This window comes from Halomonas sp. BDJS001, from assembly GCF_026104355.1.
GTDB lineage: Bacteria > Pseudomonadota > Gammaproteobacteria > Pseudomonadales > Halomonadaceae > Vreelandella.
The window spans coordinates 1,193,267-1,215,304 of the sequence record NZ_CP110535.1; the positions used below are offsets into that span (position 1 = coordinate 1,193,267).

The window sequence follows — 22,038 nt, forward strand, 5'->3', positions numbered from 1 at the left end:
CGAACAATTGCTTGAAGCGGCCAGCTGCTCGGGCGTAGAGCGTTTCGTGTTTGTTTCTTCGCCGTCAATTTTTGCCGCGTATCGTGACCGGTTAGCCATCGGCGAATATGACGCCCCCGCGCTTCAGCCACTTAACCACTACGCACGTACCAAGCTCGCGGCGGAACGCAGCGTGCTTGCGCCGCGGGCAGACGCCATGGCCTGCTGCGCCATTCGCCCGCGTGCACTGGTGGGGCCGGGCGATCAGGTGATCCTACCCAAGCTGACCGAACTGGCGGGGCGCGAGCGGATGCCGCTGCCGCGTGGGGGCAGGGCGCTGATTGAGTTGACCGATCTGCGCGACGCCGCATGGGCCATCTGCACCGCTGAGGAGCGGGCAGTCGGGCTTGCCGGAAAGGCGATCAACATATCGGGAGGTAGCCCCATTAGGGTACGCGAAGTGGCTCATAAGCTTGCCAATGCGTTGGGAAAAACACCGCAGCTTGTCTCGCTGCCGGTTGGCTTGGCGCGTGCTATCGCTGTGCTCAGTGAAAATGCTGCGCTGCTGATGCGCTCCGCCCAGGAGCCAATGCTGACCCGCTACAAGCTGGCGACGCTGGCCTACTCTCAAACCTTTGATCTCGAGCCTGCTCAGCGGTTACTCGGCTACCGACCCCAGCATGATGCACTGGCAACCCTCCTGGCCGAAGCACGGCAGCTTGCCACGCAGGAAAAGCAGCCATGATCCGCGTCGGATTCCGTTGGCTTGAACGCGGTTTATGCCGCCATCCAGAGATCGCTACTCTCTCAGGTGGGAGCCTATGTGCGGTTGATTTTCCCGCCATGGTGGGGGTGATTGAGCACCCGGCGCGGGGTATTTTGTTGTTTGATACCGGCTATGATCCTGCTTTTATCGATGCAACTGAGACGTTTCCCGAGCGGTTCTATCGCTGGACAACGCCGGTCAAAATCGATGCACAGCAGGCGTGGAGCGTCTGGCTCGCGACCCATGGGATTGAAGATAGCGCGATTGCCGGCACCATCATCTCGCATTTTCATGGCGATCATGTCGCCGGGATGTGCCACCTTGCCCAGCGGCCGGTCTATTGCGCCCGTGCGGGTCTGTCCGAATTGCGCCAACCGGGTCGCTTTGGCCGCGTGCGCCAGGGTCTGCTGCCTGCGCTGGTTCCCCAGGCGGCCGATGCCAATGCTCGCTTTTTCGAAGATGCGCCAGCAGTGGCGCTACCCAGCGGATTTGCGCCCTTTAATGAAGGCCGTGACATCCTGGGTGACGGTAGCCTGATCGCCGTGGAACTGCCCGGTCATTGCGTTGGCCACTGGGGGTTGGCACTGCGCACCACCGACGATCGCCAGGTCTTGCTGGCTGCCGACGCGGTGTGGCTTGGCAAGTCAATCACGCAGCGCCGACCGCCGCCGCGGCTTACTACCGCGCTTCTCGGCGATACCCGGCGTTATCGCGCTACGCTAAACCTGTTGAGCGAGGCGGCGTGCTGCAATGGCGACTTGGTCATCCTACCTTCGCATTGCGCTGCCAGTGCCAAGCGTTTTGGTGACCATGATGCGAACTGACCGGGTCTTAGCCGCGTGGATACGAACGCGGCGTGCGCTGAGCCTGTCGTCGGGGCAACTGGCTGCGCGGCGAGCCAGCATGTGGCGCAAACTACAGCCTGTCATCGCCCGTACGCCCGCACTTACACGCTATGCCGGTGGCAATCTGGCTGAGTTTCCGGTCACTGACATCGCGGATCTTCGTGCTGATTACGGTGCCTGGAACAGCCTAGGTATGAGCGATGAGGAATTGCGCGGGTTGGCCGCCGCCGCGGAGCAAGGCACAGCTGTTGGCGAATTGTCGGCAGGCTGGTCGACCGGAACAGGAGGCGGTGCGCGAGGGCTGTTCCTTGCCAGCCCTTCAGAGCGTGCCGACTACATCGGCCAGAGTCTGGCCCGACTGCTACCGGCGCGTGCTTTGCTCAAGCGCCAACGGCTCGTCCTGCATTTGCGCGCCAGTAATGCGCTCTACAGCGATGTGGGGCGAGGGCGGTTTACGTTTGCCCATTTCCCCCTCGAAGCGTCGATTGAACAGAGCGTTGCGGAATTGGCGCAGTTCGAGCCGACGATCCTGATCGCACCGCCCCATCGGCTGGCCGCTTTCGCTGAAGCAGGGGCGCATTTCCCCTCGCTGCAGCATCTGTTTTGCGGCAGCGAACCCGCCGGTGAAGCTGAGCGCCACTTCTTTACCGAGCGGTTAGGGGTAAGGCCACGCCAAATATACCAAGCGACCGAAGGGTTTCTGGCCGCTGAGTGTGCCAACGGCAGGCTGCATCTCAACGATCATGCGATGGCTATCGAGCTTGAGCCGGTTCCCGGCACGCCCGGCTATCGACCGATCATTACCGACCTTCGCCGCACCAGCCAACCGATTGTCCGTGTTCGCGGCGACGATTATCTGGAACTCGACGCTTGTTCCTGCCCGTGCGGTTTTGCGGGTCGTGTCATCCATGCGCCTCAAGGCCGGGTGAACGATATCTGGCGTTTTGAGGGTCGCACCGTTACGCCACCTCAAGTGGTAGCCGCGCTTGAGACGGTGCTGGGGGGCGATAAGATCTGGCAGGCCGAAGCAGGGCCTGAGCGCGTTGTGCTGCATTTGTCACCGCCTTGCCCAGATGCTATCTCAACCACGATCTCCACCCCGATTTCCACCCCAAGCGCAACGACTGCTGCACGGTCGCTGAGCCAGGCATGGGATTTACCGGTGCCGGTTGAGGTCGTTCATGATCTAAGCGCGTGGAGCGGCCCCAAGCGCCGTAAGGTGGTGTGGCGCGATGGCTAGACGCGTGCTTATTACTGGCGCCCGGGCGGTTGCCGCGCTGGATATTGCCCGGGATTTCGCCGCGGCCGGATGGGAGCCGCATCTGGCTGACAGCGTACCGGTGCGCATGGCGAGCTGGTCGAAAGCCCCTGCGCGGGTTCACCGCTATCCCGCGCCTCGGCAGCAGGGCGCAGCCTTCCGCGCGCGTATTGTCGAGCTAGTCGATACCTTCGGTTTCGAGCGGGTGGTGCCGACCTGCGAGGAGGTTTTCCATCTTGCGGCGCCCGCCCTTCAGTGCCGATTGGGTGAGCGCCTGTTTGTGCCTAACCTTGCCACGTTACGCCAACTACACGACAAGCTCGCCTTTGCGCGCCACTGTGGCGAATGGGGCCTGCCCGTGCCGGAAAGCCATCCGATAGACTCCGTAGAAGACTTGACTCGCTTCGCTAGCAGAAGTCGCGAGTGGGTGTTCAAGCCGCGCTTTAGCCGATTTGGTGATAGCGCACTGGTCGCCCCAGGCCGGCGTGCGTTGTCCGCTATTACACCCAGCCCTGACGAACCCTGGATGGCACAAGCGCGTATTCATGGCGAAGAAGTCTGCTTTCATGGCGTGGCGCATCGGGGAGAATTGGTTGCCTTTGCTGCCTACCGTTCCAGCTGGCGCCTGGGCGGAGGAGCTGGCTATGCTTTCGAACCTGTCGCGGACCACCATCGCGAAACGCTGCGCAAAATAGCTGCTCGCCTAGCGCAGTGTGCCGCCATTCATGGGCAGTTCGCCTGCGATGCAATGTTCGATGAAGCTGGCGCTGTCTACTTACTCGAATGCAATCCGCGCGCGACGAGCGGTGTGCATCTGCTCACTGGTGCCGGTCATCTGGCCCATGCAATCGGTGACGGGATCGCCGCACCTGAGGCCGCGCTACGCACTCTTTATCTTGGCCCGGCGATGGTCGTATTTGGCCTGCCGCAGGCGGTGCGTGGTGCGCGTATGCGCGATTGGTGGCGCTGCGTTGCTACCGGGCGCGACGTGGTGTCTCGGCCTGGTGATCGCTGGCCTTTGCTTGGTGCGCTTTGCGATGCCGCCTCTTTCGCCCTGACGGGGTTCAAACACACTATCTCAACAAATGCCGCCACTACTTACGATCTCGAGTGGAATGGTGAGGAGTTGCCTTAATGACATTCCCCCAGTCAGTCCGTGATGCCTGGCACCTGGTTGCCTTATCGAAAGACCTGAAACGCGGCAAAGCGCAAAAGGTCATGTGTTGCGATACACCGATTGCACTCTTTCGCAGCGAAGAGGGGATTGGTGCCTTGGTCGATCGCTGCCCGCACCGCAATTACCCACTTTCTGAAGGGCGTGTGCATAAGGGGGCACTCGAGTGCCCTTACCACGGCTGGCGCTTCGCAAGCGATGGAACCTGCACCGAAGTGCCCGGATGTTTGGTCGATACGGCCCATGATCAACGGCTGAAGGCTGATGCACTGCGCGTGGTTGAACGGCACGGCGGTATCTTTGTGGCGCTTTCTGACGCGGCACCGCCCGAGCCTGTATTACCGCCTGATGTTGGCAACCCTGAACTTGATCATTTCTGGTGGCAACAAGGCACCTGGGTGGGGCGTGCCTACGATGCGGTTGAAAACGTGATGGATCCGTTCCACACCAATCACCTCCACCATGGTTTTATTCGTCGCCGGGATCGACGCTTGCCCGTGGAGCTGATTGTTACCAGTCACGGCGATGGGATCGATATGGCCATCGAGCAAACCCAGCCCGATTATGGCCTGATGTCGCGCTTTTTGGAGCGCGACCGCTCGCGCAGCGTCTCGCGCTATTATCCGCCCACCACGGTTCAAGCGCGGTGGGAAGGTGAGACCAAGTTGACGTTATGTGTCACCGCCATTTTCACGCCAGCGACGGGAAACAGTTTAACGCCTTTCGCGCGCTTTTCGACACCCAAGGGGTTGGCGCCAAGCTGGCTCAAACAAGCAGCCATACGATTGTTCCTGGCCCCAGTGGTCTCGCAGGATCGTCGTGCACTAGAGCGCCAGCACGAAGTGATGACTCACTTCGGACAACCTAAATTCATCTCTGGGCCCGGCGATATTCTCAAAACCCGATTGCATCGGCTCTGGGTCGGTGAGCAGTTAGAGCCCGGCACTGATCCAGCCGTGGAGGTAAGGCTTTAGCCCCCGCGTAAACCGTAGTCAATGCGGGGAGCAGCCACCTTAATCAATCCGAACATCGCTTGCCTCTGCGCGGGCTTGTATTTGTTGCCTGACGCTTTCGAGGCTGGGCTGCAAGCTATATAGGCAGATACCACTCTGATAGGCGTTTAACGACCCTGGTATGGGCTGTAAATCGGTTGACGGTTTGGTATGTCGACAGTCGTCAGCATTTTCATCCTGCGCTGCGCCTAACTCAGTCAGCGTGCCTACATGCTGCCAGCCTGTATTTTGCTCGGTATAGACCTGTCCATGCGAGCTGTAGTGAGCGTAGATAAGCCATTGTAATTCATGCTCATTGCTTACCTGCAACGCTTGGCAGGGTTCAACTTGGCTTAGGCAGGCTGAGCCCTGCTCAATTAACAAGGCGAGCAGTGGCTCGGGTAGCGTGGCGTCTTCAGGGTTCACGCTAAATTGCTGGGCGACATCATCCAGGTTGTGGGTATCCACTAGTGGATCCTGGTTCCAGCGATTGGTTTGCTTTAGCGAGAGCTCAATACGCCGTGTCAGCTCAGGTCGCGATTGGGCAAACTCGCTGTCAGCGAGTGCTTGTAATGCCAAACTGCCCGGCTGGCCGAGGTGAAAGCGTAGATAGCGGTAGTCGAAAGCATCCACAGTGGTGCGTCCGTCTATCAACCGCTTGACCTGATGCTGGGCCACCCAGTGGCGCATATCCGCCAGCGGCGTATTAACCACGATCAGCGCCCCGGCCACCAGCAGGGCCAAGCCAACATTGGCGCGCTGTAAATTGGGTAGTGCTGCTTGCCGTCGCCAGAGCAGAATCAGACTATAGCTGAAGGTAAAGGCCGCGGTTAGTACTTGCAGCAGTGCCGCCCAGAGCCTATCCAAGCTGAGTCCATATTGGTCGATTCGTAGCCAGAGCGCCCAGGCGGCCAGCAGGCTACCTATCGGCAGCAATACGACGGCGAGCATAACGGTGCTGCGTAACCAGATAGGATAGGGCAGCTTGTTATCGGTTTGATAGAAAACGGCGTTGAAGAACAACAGCAGGGTCAACATCAGCGCCATAAGTATTTGCGCGGCTCTGCCGGTATCCCATATCGGCTGTAGCCCGGTCCAGGGCAGCACGGCAAAGAACATCAATATGATTAGGGCGACCAGCGGCAATAGCGCCTTGATAAGCGCTTCGCACATCAGTCTTACGCTCGCGATAAAACGAAAGCGATTGCGGATCATCACCAGCCCCATGCCAATCACCAGCCAGGTGACTGGATAGAAAAAAGCGGGTGTTTGGAACAATGTTTTGAAAAAGTCTAAGCCAATGGCTGAAAAGAGCGCTGCCCACAAAGATAGCAAGCTCCAAAAAACGCCAATGAATAGGCCTAGTTGGGCGATTGTCAGGGCGTGCTCCCATGAGTAATCCAGCATGGGCTGATAGGTTTTTGGCCAAGTGCCACTGGTGGCGCTGCTACGAAAGAACAGCGCAAGAATAAACAAGGCAGTTCCTACGGCCATGCAAAAGGCAAAGGTAAACGGGTGGCCTCCCCACTGCTGCGGCTCGGGCACCTGCTCAACCCAGCCAAGGTGCCAGCCCAGCCAAAACAGTAGGGGAGCCAGCAGCAGCGGTAGGAAGTTGATGCGATCACGCAGTCGCACGATGCTGATCAGATAAAACGCTGGCAAGGCGACTGCGACGGTGTAGAGCGCCTTAAGCCAGCGCTGGTCGGCGACCAGCCAGTACTCATGGTCGATAGCCAAATGCAGCGCATAGAGCGCACAACCCTGTACAAAGGCGAGAAAAATCAAGCCCAGACTGGTAGCCGGGTCCAGGGTATTTAGGCGATTATCGTCCATGACAGCTCTTCTACAGTTGAGTGGCGGCGTGGGGCCCGTAATTCTTCTAAGTAGCTAACGGGCTCTAAGTAATTAACTAGCACTAAGCAACTATAATAACGTGAGAAAGTTACAAAGGTTGCAAAGTGCAAAGATAGATGGCTCGAAATACTGCTAATTAATTATGCTGTGCTTTAGGCGCGTCGTAAGGCCAGGCCAGGGAGGAGCTTTGAATCTTCTGTTTATATGCAGCGCAAATAGACTCCGCAGTCCGACGGCTGAACGTATCTTTTCAGCTTACCCCGGTGTTCAAGCAATCGGAGCTGGAACAAGTTCGAGTGCTAAAACGCCGGTTTCTTGGCGCTTAATTGAGTGGGCTGACATCGTTCTAGTGATGGAAAAGAGCCATCGGGATGAAGTCGCCAAGACGTACGGGGATTTACTCAAGGGGAAAAGGTTAGTTTGCCTGGATATTCCCGATCACTACGAGTTAATGCAGCCTGAACTCATCACCTTGCTCAAGGAAAGGGTTCCGGAGTATGTGCGGTTGTCGGCAGTCGAAACATAGCGAGGAGCTGGTGCGCCGTAGGATTGATCATAGCGACGAAGAGTCGTTCTCCTCCCATTTCAGGTTTATATGAAATTATACTTATAAAAAACCTGGTTTTTTAAAGCTCTGGTCAGGTAAAGTTTACTTGGAATGCCATGAGCCATAACCAGGAGGGAAGCATGTATCGAGTAGTGATCGTTCTATGTATTTTTTTAGCGGGCTGCACCACAAAACTGTGGGAGCCCAAGCCAGAGAGAGTGATGGCCGTCAACGGCTTCTACGTTAATAAAGAAACGAACGATTTAGTGGTCACCACGCGGCGTGAAGCTTTTTTATTTCCCTCTCAGCAGCAACTTGGCCAGGCGCTGATGCTCAGCCGAGAAGTTGAGTTTCTTCCCGAATTTAGCGGCTTCTCGCTCTCTAGCTCCAATGTGGTGACCGGCAGCATTAAGCTTACACTGCATGAACAGAACCCTTCAGCCGAACTTGTCAGTCAATTAACCGCATTGGGCTTTACGAAAAACCCCGTCACCGATAGCTTCCAGTTGATACGGGAGATTAGAGGCGAGCGATATACCATTGAAGGAAGTTTGCCGCTTGAAAAGCTCGAAAAGGAGTATCAAGTCAGTATGAGCATGCCCAGGGGCCCTATCGATACAGCCGGGCGTGTTATCGCAACGCCTGTTGCCATTACATTTGATGCGGCCGCAACGGTCGTGGCAATTCCTCTCTTCGCACTCTTTGCGGTGTCACAGGGTTTGCTTGGGCCATGAGTAAACAGAGCGTCTTAACGAGCTCACAGGGGATGTTTAAAAGCTGTTGCCTATAGAGTCTGACTAATGCCTAGGCTTTTTCTGAAAAGTCGGCGTGCGCAGGCCAGGCCACAATCTACAAAAAAGAATCGGATTCGCGTGCGAATTTACGGGTTGTAAATGAGTACTTTGATTGAACTCGTGCACGAGCCGATTCTTAACACAGTATGGCCAAGCGTAATAGTGAACCAAAGATTTCCTGGTATTTATTAAAGAACGGAGGTTAAGGGTGGGGCTACTCGATAACTTTAAGAAGAAGCGTGCTATTAAAGGCTACATAGAGAAATTGCATAACGTTTTGGTCAACGATTATGGCCGCCAGAAATATTACACACAGCTGCAGGTAAAGCGGATTATTGACCCTTACTGTTTTTCCCGCCGCAACGCCCAGACAGGGTGTTCAGCGAGCCGCTCTTCTAGAAACGCCACAAACGCCCGCACCCGAGGCGGCACCAGCTGCCGCTGGGGCATCACCGCGTAGATGCCTGTTTCCGTTAACCGGTAATCCGGTAGCACCACGCTCAATTGGCCGTTGCGCAGGTATTCGTGGATGTGCCACACCGAGTGCTGCGCGATGCCCTGGCCGCCGAGTACCGCCTCGGTGAGCATTTCACCCTGATTGCTGCGTATGCGGCCGCCTACTTGTATCGCCTCGCTTTGCCCCTGGTTGTCGGTGAGGTGCCAGATATCCTGCCGACGCCGACTGCTGGAAAGCACCAAACATTGGTGATCGGCCAGTTCGCCGGGGCGTTGCGGGGTGCCGTGGCGTTTCAGGTAGTCGGGAGAGGCGCACAGTACCCGCTCGTCGTCGGCCAGGCGTCGCGCCACCAAACTGGAATCTTCCAGAATGCCGATGCGAATGCCCAGATCGTAGCCCTCGCCCACCAGATCCACTACCTGGTCAGTCAGGCCGACACACAGATCCAGCCGGGGATAACGGTTAAGGAACTCGGGCAACAGCGGTGAAATGTACTGACGCCCGAAGGAGTGGGGCAGAGTGACGCGCAGGGTGCCGGTGACGTTGTCGGCGCTGCCGCGTAGATCCTGGGTGAGTGCTTCCAGCCCCTCCACCAACTCGCGGCCTTGTTCCGCCAGCGCGAGCCCCTCTGGGGTGGGGTGGAGGCGACGGGTTGTGCGGTGCAACAGCCGGACATTGAGGCCCTTTTCCAACCGCTGTAGCCGCTGGCTGGCCACGGCCACTGACAGGTCAAGGCTGCGGGCGGCAGCGCTGATCGTGCCCAGATCCACCACGCGAAGAAAAAGGGCGATGTCGCTCAGGCGATCCATGGTGGTCTCATTATCAATTAAATATTGAAAGTCATTGAGGATACTAAAGGTATCAAGGAGGGCGATGCGGGTCTAGCATTCGTTTCATCATTCCCTGATGGATGTTTCGATGATGACTTCAACCTCTTCGCGCCCGGTTCCCTGGGCGCTCTACGCTTTGACCATTGGTGCCTTCGGCATCGGCACCACCGAGTTCGTAATCATGGGCGTGTTGGAGCAAGTGGCCGCCGATCTGGATGTAAGTATCCGCCAAGCGGGCCTGCTGATATCCGGCTATGCCTTGGGTGTGTTCGTGGGCGCGCCGTTGCTCACCATTGCTAGCGCCCGCTGGCCTCGCAAGAAGGTGCTTGTGGCGTTGATGGTTATTTTTACCCTCGGCAACCTAGCCTGCGCGCTGGCTCCGAACTATTCGATGCTGATGGTTGCCAGGGTGGTAACTTCTCTAGCACACGGCACTTTTTTCGGCGTTGGTTCGGTGGTCGCCACCAGTCTGGTGGCGCCGGACAAACGGGCTGGTGCCATCGCCATCATGTTCACTGGCCTGACCGTGGCAACGTTGCTGGGCGTGCCCGCCGGTGCCTGGTTGGGGCACGAATATGGCTGGCGCACCACCTTCCGGGCGGTCACTGGTGTGGGCGTGCTGGCGACTCTGGTGATTACTCTCATGGTTCCCCACGAGAGTGGTGGCGGCGAGGAAATGGGCTGGCGCGACAGTCTGGCGGTGATCGGCCGACCGACAGTACTGTTGGGGCTGCTGATGACGGTGCTCGGCTTTGCCGGGGTGTTCACCGTATTCACCTATATCCAGCCGATGCTGACGGGCATCGCCGGTTTCTCCCAGGATGCGGTGTCGCTGATTCTGCTGGTATTCGGCGTCGGCATGATCATCGGTAACCTGCTCGGCGGACGTCTCGCGGATCGTGGGCTGGCACCGGCCCTGATAATCACATTGGCAGTGCTGGCGGCGGTGCTGGGCCTGTTTCCTTTTGCGCTCGGCTATCAGTGGACAACGGTGGTCTTCGTCGGCCTGCTGGGCATGGCCGGTTTCGCGACGGTGGCGCCCTTGCAACTGTGGGTACTTAACCGGGCGGAAGGCGCGGCCAGTCTGGCGTCCAGCTTCAATATCGGTGCGTTCAATCTGGGCAATGCCATTGGTGCGGGCTTGGGCGGTGTGGTGATCGAGCGCAGCGGCAGCTTTACCGCCGTGCCTGGCGCCGCCGCACTGGTTGCTCTTACCGGACTGGCGGTGGCTGTTTGGGCAATCAAACGTGAGCATGGCGAGTCCCTTCGGCCTGCCCCGGCAATTTACTGCGAACAGGAGTGAGTGTGATGGAATATCGTTATCTAGGGCGATCTGGTTTTAAGGTGCCTGCATTGGGTTTCGGGGCCGGCACCTTTGGTGGCAAGGGGCCGCTGTTCAGTGCCTGGGGCAATACCGATGTTGAGCAAGCGAAGCGGCTGATCGATATATGTCTGGACGCTGGGGTCAATCTGTTCGACTCCGCTGATGTTTATTCCGACGGTACATCGGAAGCGATCCTTGGTGCGGCGATCAAAGGCCGTCGTGACCGGGTGATCGTGTCCACTAAGCTGTCACTACGCAGCGGGGAGGACGCCAATGACGTGGGCAGTTCTCGACACCACTTGATCCGCGCCACCGAGCGCGCACTAAAAAGGCTGGGAACCGATTATATCGATGTGCTGCAACTGCATCACTTCGATGCCATGACCCCGGTGGAGGAGGTGATGTCCGCACTGGATGATCTGGTGCGGGCTGGTAAGGTTCGCTACTTAGGGGCATCCAACTTCTCTGGTTGGCAGTTGATGAAGTCCCAGAGCGTTGCCGAGCGTTATGGCTATGCGCGCTTCGTAGCGAACCAGACGTATTACTCCCTGGTGGGCAGGGATTACGAGTGGGAGCTGATGCCGTTGGGGCAGGATCAAGGCCTGGGTGCTCTGGTGTGGAGCCCGCTGGGCTGGGGCCGCCTGACCGGTAAGATTCGGCGCGGCCAACCACTGCCCGCCGGGAGCCGTCTTCACGAGACCGAAGGATTCGCGCCGCCGGTGCCGAATGAAAGACTGTACCGGGTACTGGACGTGCTATTCGAGATCGCTGACGAAGTCGGCAAGAGCGTGCCCCAGGTAGCGATTAACTGGTTGCTGCGACGTCCGACGGTGTCATCGGTTTTGATGGGTGCCCGGGACGAAACCCAGTTACAGCAGAATCTCGGTGCGGTTGGCTGGCGCCTTGATGAATCTCAGGTTGCACGATTAGACGCGGCGAGCGCGGTAACGCCACCTTACCCCTATTATCCCTATTGGAACGGCCAGTTTACCGAGCGTAATCCACCCCTGGTATGACTGATATTCACGGAAATTGAGAAAAGGGGTGCTCCGGCGCCCCGCCCAAGTATTGATGTGCCATTAATGTTTTGGCATTACAAAAAATAATGTTTGGGGATCTTTAAGAGCCTAGTAAGCGTAGTCACAGTGATGGCTTTCCATTGTGGCCCAGATCCACGGCGAAACTACGCGTATTAGTCGCATTGGCATTCGCTCAAGCGGTGACTCACCGCCGACGCCATAGCTTTTCAATACGTCGTATCATCGCCTGAATGACCAGTCGCCGAGCCTCGTGCTGATCTAGCCGCACACGCTCAAGATCAATGCCTCCCCGCCCATCGCGATATCTAGAAGGGATGCTTTCCTTGAGCGAATCGTCGGCACTTCCTTTTGGCATGCCATCTTTATCGCCGCAGGGGAACGAGACGTGGCGTTGCAAGTTCTGCTCTTTTCTTGAGTTCAACATGTTCCTGACCTCCATTGCGTCGTCCCAGGTGACGGGATGAAAGCGTGGTCTCATAGGTTCAGGTTCATGCTAGTCTTGTTCTAAAATGCAAGGTATTCCATAAAAGTGAGCATTAACTTTGCAAAAACGAACAGGCAAGAATCCCCGGCAACCCCCTGCTATTACACAGAAAACAAGGAGCCATCTGGCTTGGAATGACTTTGAGGTCGTCCTGGCAATAGCGAACGCAGGCTCTTTGTCTGGTGCATCACGCTCTCTGGGCGTCAGTCACGCCACGGTTTTCCGACGGCTGGGTGATATCGAACAGCGTCTGGGGGTTTCTCTTTTTGAAAGAAGCCGAACTGGCTACCGGCCAACGCTTGCTGGAGAAGAGCTTGCCGGCACCGCCAGAATAATGGATGAAGCCGCCTTGGACGCCGAACGTAAAGTCGCTGGGCGCGACTTGAAGCCGAGTGGAGAAATCTACATCACCACGACGGACTCTTTGTTGATGGGACTGCTCTCTCCGCTGTTCACACAGTTTCAGCATACATATCCAGGCATCGTGCTGGATGTCGCCGTATCCAACCAGTTGTTCAACCTGACACGCAGAGAAGCTGACGTCGCCATCCGTCCATCCAACGCTCCCCCTGAAAATCTGATTGGGCGACCGCTGACCGCTATTGGACAAGCTGTCTACGGACACCGAAGCCTCAATTTGACACCAGGGGCTTCCATCAAGAGCCTTGCTAGCCAACCTTGGATTGGTGCTGGATCACGATTGCAGGACTCAGCGCTGGATCAGTGGATGGATAAGCACGCTCTGAAAACGGTCTGTGTCTACCGTGTGGATACCCTGGTCAATATACTCAGCGCTGTTCGCTCCGGTATGGGGTTGGCCGTTCTGCCCTGCTATCTTGCCGACGAAGACCCAGACATTATCCAGCTCACTGATCCCATCCCCGAGCTGGAATACGGCTTGTGGTTTCTGATGCACCCGGATCTACGTGGCGTAGTGAGGATTCATGCGTTTATGGATTTTCTAACAGAAACTGTTCGTGCACAGAAACAACGCCTAGCCGGGCCATTATTAGGCTAGCTTGGTTCGCTAATATAGCGCAGTAAGCTGCTACTGGATTTGTACTTAGATAACAATGTCGTCTAGACAAGCGTGTGGTTTCAGCGCGGAGTAAAGGAAACTCATGGATCCTATTCCAACGTCATACACCGCAACAATTGCTTCGCGTGTATTTGAGGTTGTCATTGATGGTACACGGCAACAAATACGCCTCGAAATTGGCCAGCCTATTCCGGACGTTGAGACTGTCGATGGTACAGACTGGCGATGCCCTGTTCGCGTACTAACCAATGAGAGCCAAGTATTTATTCAACATACATGTGGAGTGGATTCCTACCAAGCTTTGGCTTTAGCAATCAACCAACTGTCTGGCTTTGCCCTCCACCAAGCAGCATCTGGGTATCAAATATTGGAGTTTCTTGGCCAGTCCATAAAGATCGAATCATTGCTACAAATTACCCAACAAGGCAATGCACCAGATGCTCTGACGGGCATTGGTGAGCTCAAGCATCGTTCAGATAGTTGAGGGGAGTATGCAATTCATCGTAAACATTGATGTAGAGGACATTGGGAAAGCAATTACCTTCTACGAGAACGGGCTCGGTTTGCAGCTCATTCGGCGGCTATTTGACGGTACGGTTGCAGAAATGGGGGAAGGGCCTGCCTCCATTTACCTGATTGAACAGCCTGATGCGAGCGTTGCTGCCCCAGACACCTCTCTCCAACGTGATTACAAGCGGCACTGGACGCCAGTACATCTGGATTTCATTGTTGAAGATATTGACGCAGCAGTCGAACAGGCAGTTTCGGTGGGTGCTATCCAGGAAGGAGGGATCAAATCTTTTGATTGGGGGATGCTTGCGACAATGAGCGATCCATTTGGCAATGGGTTCTGCCTGCTAGTGTTTGCTGAAGGCGGTTACGATCATGCTGAATAATCCCCTGTCAATGGCTACAACGCGTCCCGCGTTTCATTGGGCGTTACGGGGTTGGCTGACCCTACCTAGCGATTGTTCTGAAAAAGTTGGTCGTTAAGAGCCTGCTGTTGTATGGGGCTAAAGGCAGCAACGGGTGATATTGCTTCAAAAGATGTCGCGGTGGAGTGGGCAAAAGGCCAACTAGCAAAGGAACACGCAGCTTTATTGGACTACGCTTAGCAAGGTTACCTAGGGAATATAGAGGATCGATGGGACGAGAAGCAGGGGGAGTTAAGGTGCTCACCTGTTGTCTGCGAAAATCTATTGAGGCGTGTCTTGGTATCTGGCAGCGAGAAGGTTCTGACGATCAGAATGAATATTGCTGAAAGCAGTTCACTCATTACGGCGGTATTATTTTCGAATTAGGCGCCATTGTTATTTACTTGGCGACCAGTTCACCTATGCAGACATTCTCATGGTTGCTGCATTAAGTCAGGTACCGCATACAAACCTTCTAGATATGTTTCCGAATGTGATTTCCGGCTTAACGCGCTGCCACGACCGGCCAGCGTGGCATAAATGCCTCTATGCGTACAATCGCCGCTTGGCCGTGTCAGTAGCCTTCGCCGCTTGGCGAAGTTTGTCAGTGCTGGCGCAGCTCAAAGTCACCCATGCAATACATAGGAGAGTGGGGTAATGGCAACCACTAAACAGCCGCTACCAAGTATCGTATCTTCAGAAGAGTGGAAATTTGCGCTGGATCAGCTTCTTATAAAAGAGAAAGCGCTGACCCGAGCACGCGATGCCTTGAGCGCTGAGCGTAGAAAGCTACCCATGGTGAAAGTAGACAAAAACTACGAATTCCATGGCGACGAAGGCCCCATATCCTTCCTCGAATTGTTCGCTGGGCGCCGTCAACTCATTGTGTATCACTTTATGTACGCGCCTGAATGGAAAGCGGGATGCGACGGGTGTTCATGGGTTGCTGACGCCATGACTCACCCGGCCCATCTGCATGCGCGTGATACCTCGCTGGTGATGGTGTCACGCGCTCCCTTAGAGAAAATTCAGCAGTACAAAACGCGTATGGGTTGGACGATTCCCTGGTACTCCTCTTTTGAAAGCGACTTTAACTATGATTTTGGGGTGACGACAGCGGAGGGAGAAAGGCACGGCGCCAGCGTATTTCTCCGCGAGGGAGACGACATATATCGCACTTATTTTACCGGGGCGCGTGGCGTCGAATATTTAGGTAGCTTCTGGACGTACCTGGATTTAACACCTTATGGTCGCCAGGAAACGTGGGAAGACTCTCCGGAAGGCTGGCCTCAGACTAAACCATATGAATGGAACCGCCGCCATGACGAGTATGATGTTTAACGCTGGCGGCGTTTACACTGCGTTTTAGTCCCTACTAAAAAGCCGACCATGTTATCGGCGTTATAAATGAAGAAGGCACACTATGAAACCGCGGATTTCAGTTATCACCTTGGGTGTCGATGATTTAGAGAAAGCCATTGAGTTCTACCAGGTTGGCCTGGGGTTAAAGACTGATGGAATTATAGGTACTGAGTTTGAGTATGGAGCTGTCGCCTTCTTTGATCTGAATGCTGGATTGAAGCTGGCGCTCTGGCCAAGAGACAGCATCTCCCATGATTCTGGTCTGCCGAAGGGCGATATATCACCAACAGAATTTAGCATCGGCCACAACGTCACCTCGAAGGAGGAAGTAGATGCAGTAATGATGCAGGCCCAAGTCGCTGGCGCCAATATTGTGAAAGAGGCACATGATACTTTCTGGGGGGGGTTACGCCGGATACTTTCAAGACCCTGATCAACATCTATGGGAAGTCGTATGGAATCCTCATCTAATCCCCGATGAATGAAGATTTGACGATCCCAGGCATTTCTCTACCAATAGAGGTCGCGTGTGCCACCGTGTTTTGTCGGCACAGGGTTAACTCTCACTATCGACTGCATGTTGATTATGTGCGTTCTAATTCTGACGGTACTTATTTAGCAAGGCAGTTAAGAGGACGCCGATAATAGCGGCGTTGGTATCTCCGCTTAAGAGGTTGTTAATATGAGTTCGAGCAAGTTTAGTTCAGTGGAAGATTACCTGAGTTCATTAGACTCAGAGAAAGGAAATACCCTTAGGAATGTTATTGAAGTTATCCTCAAAAAATTTCCTGAATTAGATTGCAAGCTGGCTTGGAATGTACCTCAGATTTGTAAAGATAGTGATTACATATTTGGTGTATCAGCGCTGAAAAACCATCTTGCGCTTGCCCCTTGGAGTGCCAGAGTGATGGAGGACTTTAAGACCAGGCTTGAAAACGAAGGATACGTTGTTAAGAAAAATTTATTTCAAATTCCTAGTGGCTGGGAAATTGATGAAAAATTATTGAGAGACCTAGTAATAGCTCGGCTTGCTGAGATGGACTGATTTTGGCTCAAATTTCGTTTAAAACGAAGTCAGTCCATTCCAGTCTTAATATTCCATACAATGTCGCTACGCGGAGCGGCTGAAATCGGGTTTTAGGGTAATGAAAGCTACCAGTGAATTTATCACAAGCCTCAGCGACGTATTTGCGCTATTTGGTGCAATAGAAACTAAGCGCATGTTTGGAGGGTATGGCGTTTATCGTGATGGTCTTATGTTTGCGCTCGTCGCTGATGATGTTCTTTACCTCAAAGCGGATGAAAGTTCGGTAGGCGCCTTTATCGAGTTGGGAATGAAGCCGTTTGAATACGCGAAAAAGGGTAAAAGGGTGCGAATGGCTTATTACGCTGCGCCCGAGGAAATCTTTGAAAATCCAATTCACGCCAAGGAATGGGCCGATCGTGCTTATGCAACAGCATTGCGGGCGAAACGCCTGAAGGGTAAGGCCAGTTCCAAGAGAGCGTGAGCAGGCAATCATATCTCTATCAAAGAGTAGAATGGACTAAACACTCGCCCTAATTATCGTTGTAATGGCTCCCTATAAGTCGTCCCCTTTTTATTTACATCGTGGACTTCTCCTGGAGCAGTGTGCGCAACGGCTCGCTACGCCGTAACAGGACTCCGATGTAATCAGCATCTTCGTACCCGCGTAATATAGCAAGTTTCGGGTCGGCACCAGGTAAGCGGCTTCTTATGATCTTCGCTGTTGATGAGGAGTTCTTCCTATCTCGGAACAGTGATGGAGGTCATAAAGATGAGTGCACTCGACAATAAAGTCGCCATTGTTACTGGTGCCAGCTCAGGTATTGGCAGAGCGACTGCCCGGCTTTTCGCTAAGGAAGGGGCTACTGTAGTGGTAGCGGCCAGAAGGGCGTCAGAGCTGGATACGCTGGTGGATGCCATAAAAGAGGAGGGCGGCCAAGCGTTAGCGGTTGCTGGCGACGTAGGCGATGAGTATTTCGTCCAAAAGCTCGTTGACGAGACGCTCGCGCGGTTTGGCCAACTGGACGTAGCTTTTAACAACGCAGGCATTCTAGGCGCGATGGGGCCAGTGCCCGAGATGTCATTGGCCGATTGGGACCAGGTAATCACGACTAATTTAACGAGCGCTTTTCTGGCAGCTAAGTATCAACTACCTGCCATGCGTTCGGCTGGTGGCGGCTCGTTAATTTTTACTTCGACATTTGTCGGCTATAGTGCAGGAATGCCAGGCATGGCGGCTTATGCATCCAGTAAAGCGGGGCTAATTGGACTGACGCAAGTCCTTGCTTGCGAATATGGTTCTCACAACATTCGAGTGAATGCATTACTACCGGGCGGAACGGATACCGCAGCAGCCAGGGAGTTTGCTAGCACCCCCGAAGCGTTAGCGTTCGTAGCCAACCTGCATGCAATGAAGCGAACGGCAAAACCTGAAGAAATTGCTCAATCAGCACTCTACCTGGCTTCAGATGCCTCCAGCTTTACAACTGGGGCTGCACTGCTAGTAGATGGCGGGGTATCAATAAACCGTACCTGAGATAGAGCCCCACTCGGACTATTATAATCAGGTTGAGAAGGCCGACCACGCGCTTTACAACAATGCATGGCGACAGGTAGTCCCCTCTGGAGGAGGGGCTACCTCCTTTGATGGGAGTGCTATGAATTGCCAGGCCAAAAACTAAGGCACAACGAGCTATAACATCTTAGTTTAAGGCGACGCTTCTTTGTCCGGCTAAGCAGGAGAACGGTAGTTTATGGGCTTTTGTCGGCTGGCTTACAGCCAACATTAACTAAAGAAAGAGGTGTGCTCTGCCAATACTGCTAAGCCAATCCCTATTAACACAACACCACCAATAAGCTCCGCCCAATGGCCAACAAACTTACCGAGTTTATGGCCCAACAGGGTGCCGATAGAGGCCATTACCGTAGTAGCGAGGCCGATAGCAAGGCTGGTAGCGATAATACTGGCATCAATAAAGGCAAGGCTAGCGCCAACGGCCATGGCATCCAGGCTGGTGGCCGTTGCAGTGAGTACCAGTAACCAGAGCGTTTGTTGACGATGCTCTATTTTGTCTTCTTTTTTGAGCCCGGCGTAAATCATATGCAGGCCTATGGCGGAAAGCAGGGAAAAGGCCACCCAGTGATCCCAGGCTTGCACGTACTGCTGTGAGGCCTTTCCTGCTACCCAGCCAAGAACAGGTGTAATTGCCTCGATAATGCCGAATACCAGGCCGATGCCAATAGCGTGGCGGAACCGGGGCTTGGTTAGCTCTGCGCCTTTGCTGATAGAAGCGGCAAAGGCATCCGCTGACATGGAAATGGCCAGGAATATTAAGGCAATCGGCGTCATGGAATATAAACTCGCTCGCTGGGAAAGTACCGCGAATATCCACTCGTTTTCAGAGCGGTAACGCTATGCTTGAGTGAAACGGTCGGGTATTCAATAGCGATGAATCCTACCACGATTTATTAAACAAACAAGGCGGAAGTTTAAAAATAAAGTTTGGGGTGGTGAACTAATATAGCCTTGGCTAACAATGTGTGTGTTAGCTGATTTTCTTGGCTTTTAATATGTTCTTAATGGTTTTTGAGAAGCTTTGTTGTTTTTTGGTTTTATGGAGTGGCTGCTTTAAGTTCTGGCCTTATTGAAAGTTTTATATGGTTTTAACTTAAGTGTTTTACAGTTTGAACGCTGTAAGCTGGAGGTAGGGAAATGAACAGATGTCAATCGCGAAGACAGTGTACGTTCAAAGCCTAGGCGGGCAGCGGCGTTGCTCGAGCGCCACGCAACTGGCTAACGTCAGCCCGGGGTGGGGCGCCAAACATGCGGCTGTATTCGCGGCTGAAGTGGGAGGGGCTTTCGTAACCCACCCGGTAGCTGGCGGTGGCTGCTTCCAGCCCCTCGGCCAGCATCAGTCGCCGGGCTTCGTGTAGGCGCAACTTTTTCTGAAACTGGAGCGGCGACATGCGGGTGACCTCGCGGAAGCTGTGGTACAGCGTCGATTCGCTCATATTGGCTGTCGCTGCCAGCTCGCGGATACGCAGAGGCTGGGTGAAGTTCTCCTTGAGGGTATAGATGACCCGCGCGATCCGGTTAGCCTGGGAATCTGTGGCAGCGAATCGGCGCATCCGTGGCCCCAGCCCTCCCATCAGCGCACGGTAGATCAGCTCACGCCGGGCCAGCGGCGAAAGCACCTTTATATCTTCCGGGGAGTCTAGCAGACTCAGCAGTCGGTAAAGCGCTTCCTGCATACGTATATCCATGGGCGCCGAGCTAAGACCACAGTCTATCTCAGAGCAGATGGCTTCGTGACCCTCAGGCGGTGCCTTATCGCCCAACTCCAGTATCAGCCCGGCCACCTCTTGGGGATCCACCGAGACTTTGACCGCCAGGTAGGGATGCTCAGGGGTCGCGTGGTCAATCCTGCCCAGCACCGGTAGGTGAATGGCGCTTGCCATATAACTTGGCCCACTATAGACGATCTCCTTGTCGCCCAACTGCACGGTCTTGCTACCTTGAATGACAAAGCAGATACACGGTTCATAGACTGCTGAACAGTAGCTAGTGGCAGAATCTGAACGCACCAGTTGCACCTCGGCAATCGCCGTATCCTGAAGCTCCTCAAGCGGGCTCCAGCGGCGGGCAACGCTGATCAACTGTTGCGACAGGTTGTCGCTGAGCTGGACAATCTGCTCAGGCAAGATAGTGGTCAATGGCTCTCCTCCCTAATCGTTCGCAGTATATGCCTTCGCTGCGTAAATCGGAGGCTTTTTCAATTGATTTTGCAGAATCAGGCAAGCACCGCGCAGAAACCGGCAACCCGCGCCAGGTGTCACCAAACGGTCATGATCCTTGAGCATCGAAACAGCGTGACGATTCAACGACCCTACCAAGTGAAGCCTTTCACACCTCACGACAGAATTAGGCAATCTTCTCGCAGGAACCCGATACCCTCCTCGCCCCCGCACACCCTATGGTAAGCATTCTCTGGTAGGTGTTTCGCATTCAGCTCGACCCTGCCAGTCCGCCAGCCCTCCTTACTATAACAACACCACTGTCGATTCTGGCGCTACTCAAGCGACTAGATAAAAGCTGACCGCTCACGCGGTACGAAATAGATCACCAACGCTGCTATCGGTTTCCGGTAGCCATTGGAGCAAGTCATCATGGGAAGTTTGAATCAAAGAGCTCGCACAACACGTGGCCGGGGGATCCTCCCGTTTTTGCTGTTAATGGCTTTGCTGGCGGGATGTGAAGCCAAGAGCGAGGAGGCCGCGGCTGCGCCACCACCGCCGCCAGAAGTCGACGTGGTGAATATCGTTGCTCAACCGGTAGTGTTGAGTGAGTCTTTCACCGGGCGGGTAGAAGCGGCTGAAACGGTTGAGCTAAGGTCCAGAGTCAGCGGCTATATCGAGGAAGTGGCGTTCGAGGAGGGCGAGCTGGTGGAGCAGGGAGATCTGCTGTTCCAGATCGATCCTCGGCCCTATCAGGCGCGGGTCGGCGCCGCCCAGGCTGAGCTTGCCCAAGCCAGGAGCCAACTGGCCCAGGCTGGAAGCGAAGCCGAGCGGGCCCGTGTATTACTGGGGCGCCAGGCTATTTCCCAGGAGGTGCATGATCAGCGTCAATCAACCCTGAGTAACGCTCGTGCCATGGTCGATGCCGCTGAGGCAGCGTTGCAGACCGCCGAGCTTGACCTTGAATACACCCGCATTACAGCGCCGGTCAGTGGCCGCGCCGGTCGGGCGATGGTCACTCGCGGTAACCTGGCCAACGCCGATCAGAGCCTGTTGACCACGCTGGTCACCATCGATCCGATCCATGTCTACTTTGAGGCGGACGAGCAGGCCGCGTTTGCCAGCTATGCACTACTGAGTGGAGAGGAGCCGAACAGCCTGAAGATCGAACTGGGTGGCGACGCCACGCGGCAGTTCACTGGCACCCTGGACTTTATCGACAACCGTTTGAACCCTAACACCGGCACTCTGCAATTCCGGGCGCTGTTGGCCAATCCAGATGGCCGCATTCGTCCTGGGGAGTTTGCGCGGGTCGAAATGCCGGTCGCGCGGTTGGAGCAAGCATTGCTGGTGGATGGCAAGGCGGTGCTGACCGACCAGGATCGCCGCTACGTCTACGTGGTGGATGAGAACAACCTGGCCCAGCGTCGCCCGGTCGCCACAGGGCGCCAGGTGGGTGAACGCACGGTCATCAGCGAAGGGCTCGCTGCCGGTGATCGGGTGATCGTCAACGGGGTGCAAAAAGTCTTTATGCCGGGCATGGAAGTGAGCCCTCAAACGGTGTCCGCCGCCCCGGCTGCTGACGCTCAACCCGCTATTGCTGCCAGGGAGGACTAAACC

At 55.2% G+C, this 22,038-nt stretch carries 26 protein-coding genes; 21 read left to right on the forward strand and 5 right to left on the reverse strand.

The window, feature by feature from the left end; all coding sequences use genetic code 11:
• Nucleotides 1–7 precede the first annotated feature (7 nt).
• From OM794_RS05485 to OM794_RS05505, 5 genes are read left to right on the forward strand one after another with little or no spacing between them, the layout of a single operon-like run.
• Complete coding sequence (locus OM794_RS05485) at nt 8–724, forward strand: NAD-dependent epimerase/dehydratase family protein (RefSeq protein WP_265154335.1); 717 nt, start codon at nt 8–10, stop codon at nt 722–724.
• On the forward strand, nt 721–1,569 hold the full coding sequence (locus tag OM794_RS05490) for an MBL fold metallo-hydrolase (protein WP_226248387.1): 849 nt from the start codon (nt 721–723) through the stop codon (nt 1,567–1,569). The genes OM794_RS05485 and OM794_RS05490 overlap by 4 nt, the downstream gene beginning before the upstream one ends.
• Nucleotides 1,556–2,830 carry a hypothetical protein gene (locus tag OM794_RS05495; RefSeq protein WP_226248389.1) on the forward strand — a complete coding sequence of 425 codons (1,275 nt, stop codon included), beginning with the start codon at nt 1,556–1,558 and terminating at the stop codon, nt 2,828–2,830. Before OM794_RS05490 ends, OM794_RS05495 begins: the two co-directional genes overlap by 14 nt.
• A complete protein-coding gene (locus OM794_RS05500; protein ID WP_226248392.1) occupies nt 2,823–3,983 on the forward strand; it encodes an ATP-grasp domain-containing protein in 1,161 nt (386 codons plus the stop codon). The genes OM794_RS05495 and OM794_RS05500 overlap by 8 nt, the downstream gene beginning before the upstream one ends.
• A complete protein-coding gene (locus OM794_RS05505) occupies nt 3,983–4,996 on the forward strand; it encodes an aromatic ring-hydroxylating oxygenase subunit alpha (protein WP_226248401.1) in 1,014 nt (337 codons plus the stop codon). Before OM794_RS05500 ends, OM794_RS05505 begins: the two co-directional genes overlap by 1 nt.
• Nucleotides 4,997–5,035: 39 nt before the next feature.
• Here the strand turns inward: OM794_RS05505 and OM794_RS05510 are convergent, their stop codons facing one another.
• The gene (locus OM794_RS05510) at nt 5,036–6,847 is read right to left on the reverse strand and encodes a DUF4153 domain-containing protein (RefSeq protein ID WP_226248403.1); all 1,812 of its coding nucleotides are present in this window, start codon (nt 6,845–6,847) and stop codon (nt 5,036–5,038) included.
• A 208-nt stretch (nt 6,848–7,055) separates the two neighbouring features.
• Between OM794_RS05510 and OM794_RS05515 the strand changes: the two genes are divergently transcribed.
• The 3 genes from OM794_RS05515 to OM794_RS23315 all read left to right on the forward strand — a co-directional run bounded on the left by OM794_RS05515 (nt 7,056) and on the right by OM794_RS23315 (nt 8,669).
• Nucleotides 7,056–7,394, forward strand: a complete 339-nt coding sequence (locus OM794_RS05515) for a low molecular weight protein tyrosine phosphatase family protein (RefSeq protein ID WP_039859338.1) — start codon at nt 7,056–7,058, stop codon at nt 7,392–7,394.
• A 161-nt stretch (nt 7,395–7,555) separates the two neighbouring features.
• The gene (locus OM794_RS05520) at nt 7,556–8,149 is read left to right on the forward strand and encodes a hypothetical protein (RefSeq protein ID WP_226248404.1); all 594 of its coding nucleotides are present in this window, start codon (nt 7,556–7,558) and stop codon (nt 8,147–8,149) included.
• A 268-nt stretch (nt 8,150–8,417) separates the two neighbouring features.
• Nucleotides 8,418–8,669 (forward strand): DUF6559 family protein, encoded by a 252-nt coding sequence (locus tag OM794_RS23315; RefSeq protein WP_413229647.1) that lies wholly within the window; start codon nt 8,418–8,420, stop codon nt 8,667–8,669.
• On the opposite strand, the gene OM794_RS05525 is transcribed toward OM794_RS23315, so the two are convergent.
• On the reverse strand, nt 8,552–9,475 hold the full coding sequence (locus tag OM794_RS05525; protein ID WP_226248405.1) for a LysR family transcriptional regulator: 924 nt from the start codon (nt 9,473–9,475) through the stop codon (nt 8,552–8,554). The two genes, OM794_RS23315 and OM794_RS05525, sit on opposite strands and share 118 nt — an antisense overlap.
• 109 nt (nt 9,476–9,584) lie before the next feature.
• Between OM794_RS05525 and OM794_RS05530 the strand changes: the two genes are divergently transcribed.
• Together OM794_RS05530 and OM794_RS05535 are read left to right on the forward strand one after the other, a co-directional pair.
• Entirely contained in the window at nt 9,585–10,799 is a 1,215-nt protein-coding gene (locus OM794_RS05530) for an MFS transporter (protein ID WP_265154338.1), read from the forward strand.
• 5 nt (nt 10,800–10,804) lie between these two features.
• A complete protein-coding gene (locus OM794_RS05535; RefSeq protein WP_226248406.1) occupies nt 10,805–11,836 on the forward strand; it encodes an aldo/keto reductase in 1,032 nt (343 codons plus the stop codon).
• Nucleotides 11,837–12,044: 208 nt separating this feature from the next.
• Here OM794_RS05535 and OM794_RS05540 read toward each other — a convergent pair whose 3' ends face one another.
• Nucleotides 12,045–12,284 carry a hypothetical protein gene (locus OM794_RS05540; protein WP_226248408.1) on the reverse strand — a complete coding sequence of 80 codons (240 nt, stop codon included), beginning with the start codon at nt 12,282–12,284 and terminating at the stop codon, nt 12,045–12,047.
• Nucleotides 12,285–12,444: 160 nt separating this feature from the next.
• Here OM794_RS05540 and OM794_RS05545 point away from each other — a divergent pair, with 160 nt between their 5' ends.
• The 10 genes from OM794_RS05545 (at nt 12,445) to OM794_RS05580 (ending at nt 18,220) form a co-directional block, all read left to right on the forward strand.
• Nucleotides 12,445–13,362 (forward strand): LysR family transcriptional regulator, encoded by a 918-nt coding sequence (locus OM794_RS05545; RefSeq protein ID WP_226248765.1) that lies wholly within the window; start codon nt 12,445–12,447, stop codon nt 13,360–13,362.
• Between the two features lie 103 nt (nt 13,363–13,465).
• Nucleotides 13,466–13,867 (forward strand): DUF6968 family protein, encoded by a 402-nt coding sequence (locus OM794_RS05550; protein WP_226248410.1) that lies wholly within the window; start codon nt 13,466–13,468, stop codon nt 13,865–13,867.
• Between the two features lie 7 nt (nt 13,868–13,874).
• Nucleotides 13,875–14,279 carry a VOC family protein gene (locus OM794_RS05555; RefSeq protein ID WP_226248412.1) on the forward strand — a complete coding sequence of 135 codons (405 nt, stop codon included), beginning with the start codon at nt 13,875–13,877 and terminating at the stop codon, nt 14,277–14,279.
• A 111-nt stretch (nt 14,280–14,390) separates the two neighbouring features.
• Entirely contained in the window at nt 14,391–14,498 is a 108-nt protein-coding gene (locus OM794_RS23320; protein WP_226248414.1) for an aminoglycoside adenylyltransferase domain-containing protein, read from the forward strand.
• Between the two features lie 139 nt (nt 14,499–14,637).
• The gene (locus OM794_RS23325; RefSeq protein ID WP_226248416.1) at nt 14,638–14,955 is read left to right on the forward strand and encodes a glutathione S-transferase family protein; all 318 of its coding nucleotides are present in this window, start codon (nt 14,638–14,640) and stop codon (nt 14,953–14,955) included.
• Nucleotides 14,955–15,638, forward strand: a complete 684-nt coding sequence (locus OM794_RS05560) for a DUF899 domain-containing protein (RefSeq protein WP_226248418.1) — start codon at nt 14,955–14,957, stop codon at nt 15,636–15,638. The genes OM794_RS23325 and OM794_RS05560 overlap by 1 nt, the downstream gene beginning before the upstream one ends.
• Before the next feature lie 82 nt (nt 15,639–15,720).
• Nucleotides 15,721–16,092: a VOC family protein gene (locus OM794_RS05565; RefSeq protein WP_319001060.1), complete on the forward strand. Its 372-nt coding sequence runs from the start codon at nt 15,721–15,723 to the stop codon at nt 16,090–16,092.
• Between the two features lie 249 nt (nt 16,093–16,341).
• Nucleotides 16,342–16,704 carry an iron chaperone gene (locus tag OM794_RS05570; protein ID WP_226248420.1) on the forward strand — a complete coding sequence of 121 codons (363 nt, stop codon included), beginning with the start codon at nt 16,342–16,344 and terminating at the stop codon, nt 16,702–16,704.
• A gap of 100 nt (nt 16,705–16,804) precedes the next feature.
• Nucleotides 16,805–17,167, forward strand: a complete 363-nt coding sequence (locus OM794_RS05575) for a TfoX/Sxy family protein (protein WP_226248422.1) — start codon at nt 16,805–16,807, stop codon at nt 17,165–17,167.
• Nucleotides 17,168–17,455: 288 nt separating this feature from the next.
• Entirely contained in the window at nt 17,456–18,220 is a 765-nt protein-coding gene (locus tag OM794_RS05580) for an SDR family oxidoreductase (RefSeq protein WP_226248424.1), read from the forward strand.
• 249 nt (nt 18,221–18,469) lie between these two features.
• On the opposite strand, the gene OM794_RS05585 is transcribed toward OM794_RS05580, so the two are convergent.
• Both OM794_RS05585 and OM794_RS05590 read right to left on the reverse strand, forming a co-directional pair.
• Nucleotides 18,470–19,033, reverse strand: coding sequence for a manganese efflux pump MntP family protein (locus OM794_RS05585; protein ID WP_226248426.1), 564 nt, complete (start codon nt 19,031–19,033; stop codon nt 18,470–18,472).
• Between the two features lie 404 nt (nt 19,034–19,437).
• Nucleotides 19,438–20,397 (reverse strand): AraC family transcriptional regulator, encoded by a 960-nt coding sequence (locus OM794_RS05590; RefSeq protein ID WP_226248428.1) that lies wholly within the window; start codon nt 20,395–20,397, stop codon nt 19,438–19,440.
• Between the two features lie 453 nt (nt 20,398–20,850).
• Here OM794_RS05590 and OM794_RS05595 point away from each other — a divergent pair, with 453 nt between their 5' ends.
• Nucleotides 20,851–22,035, forward strand: a complete 1,185-nt coding sequence (locus OM794_RS05595; protein WP_226248430.1) for an efflux RND transporter periplasmic adaptor subunit — start codon at nt 20,851–20,853, stop codon at nt 22,033–22,035.
• Nucleotides 22,036–22,038 lie beyond the last annotated feature (3 nt).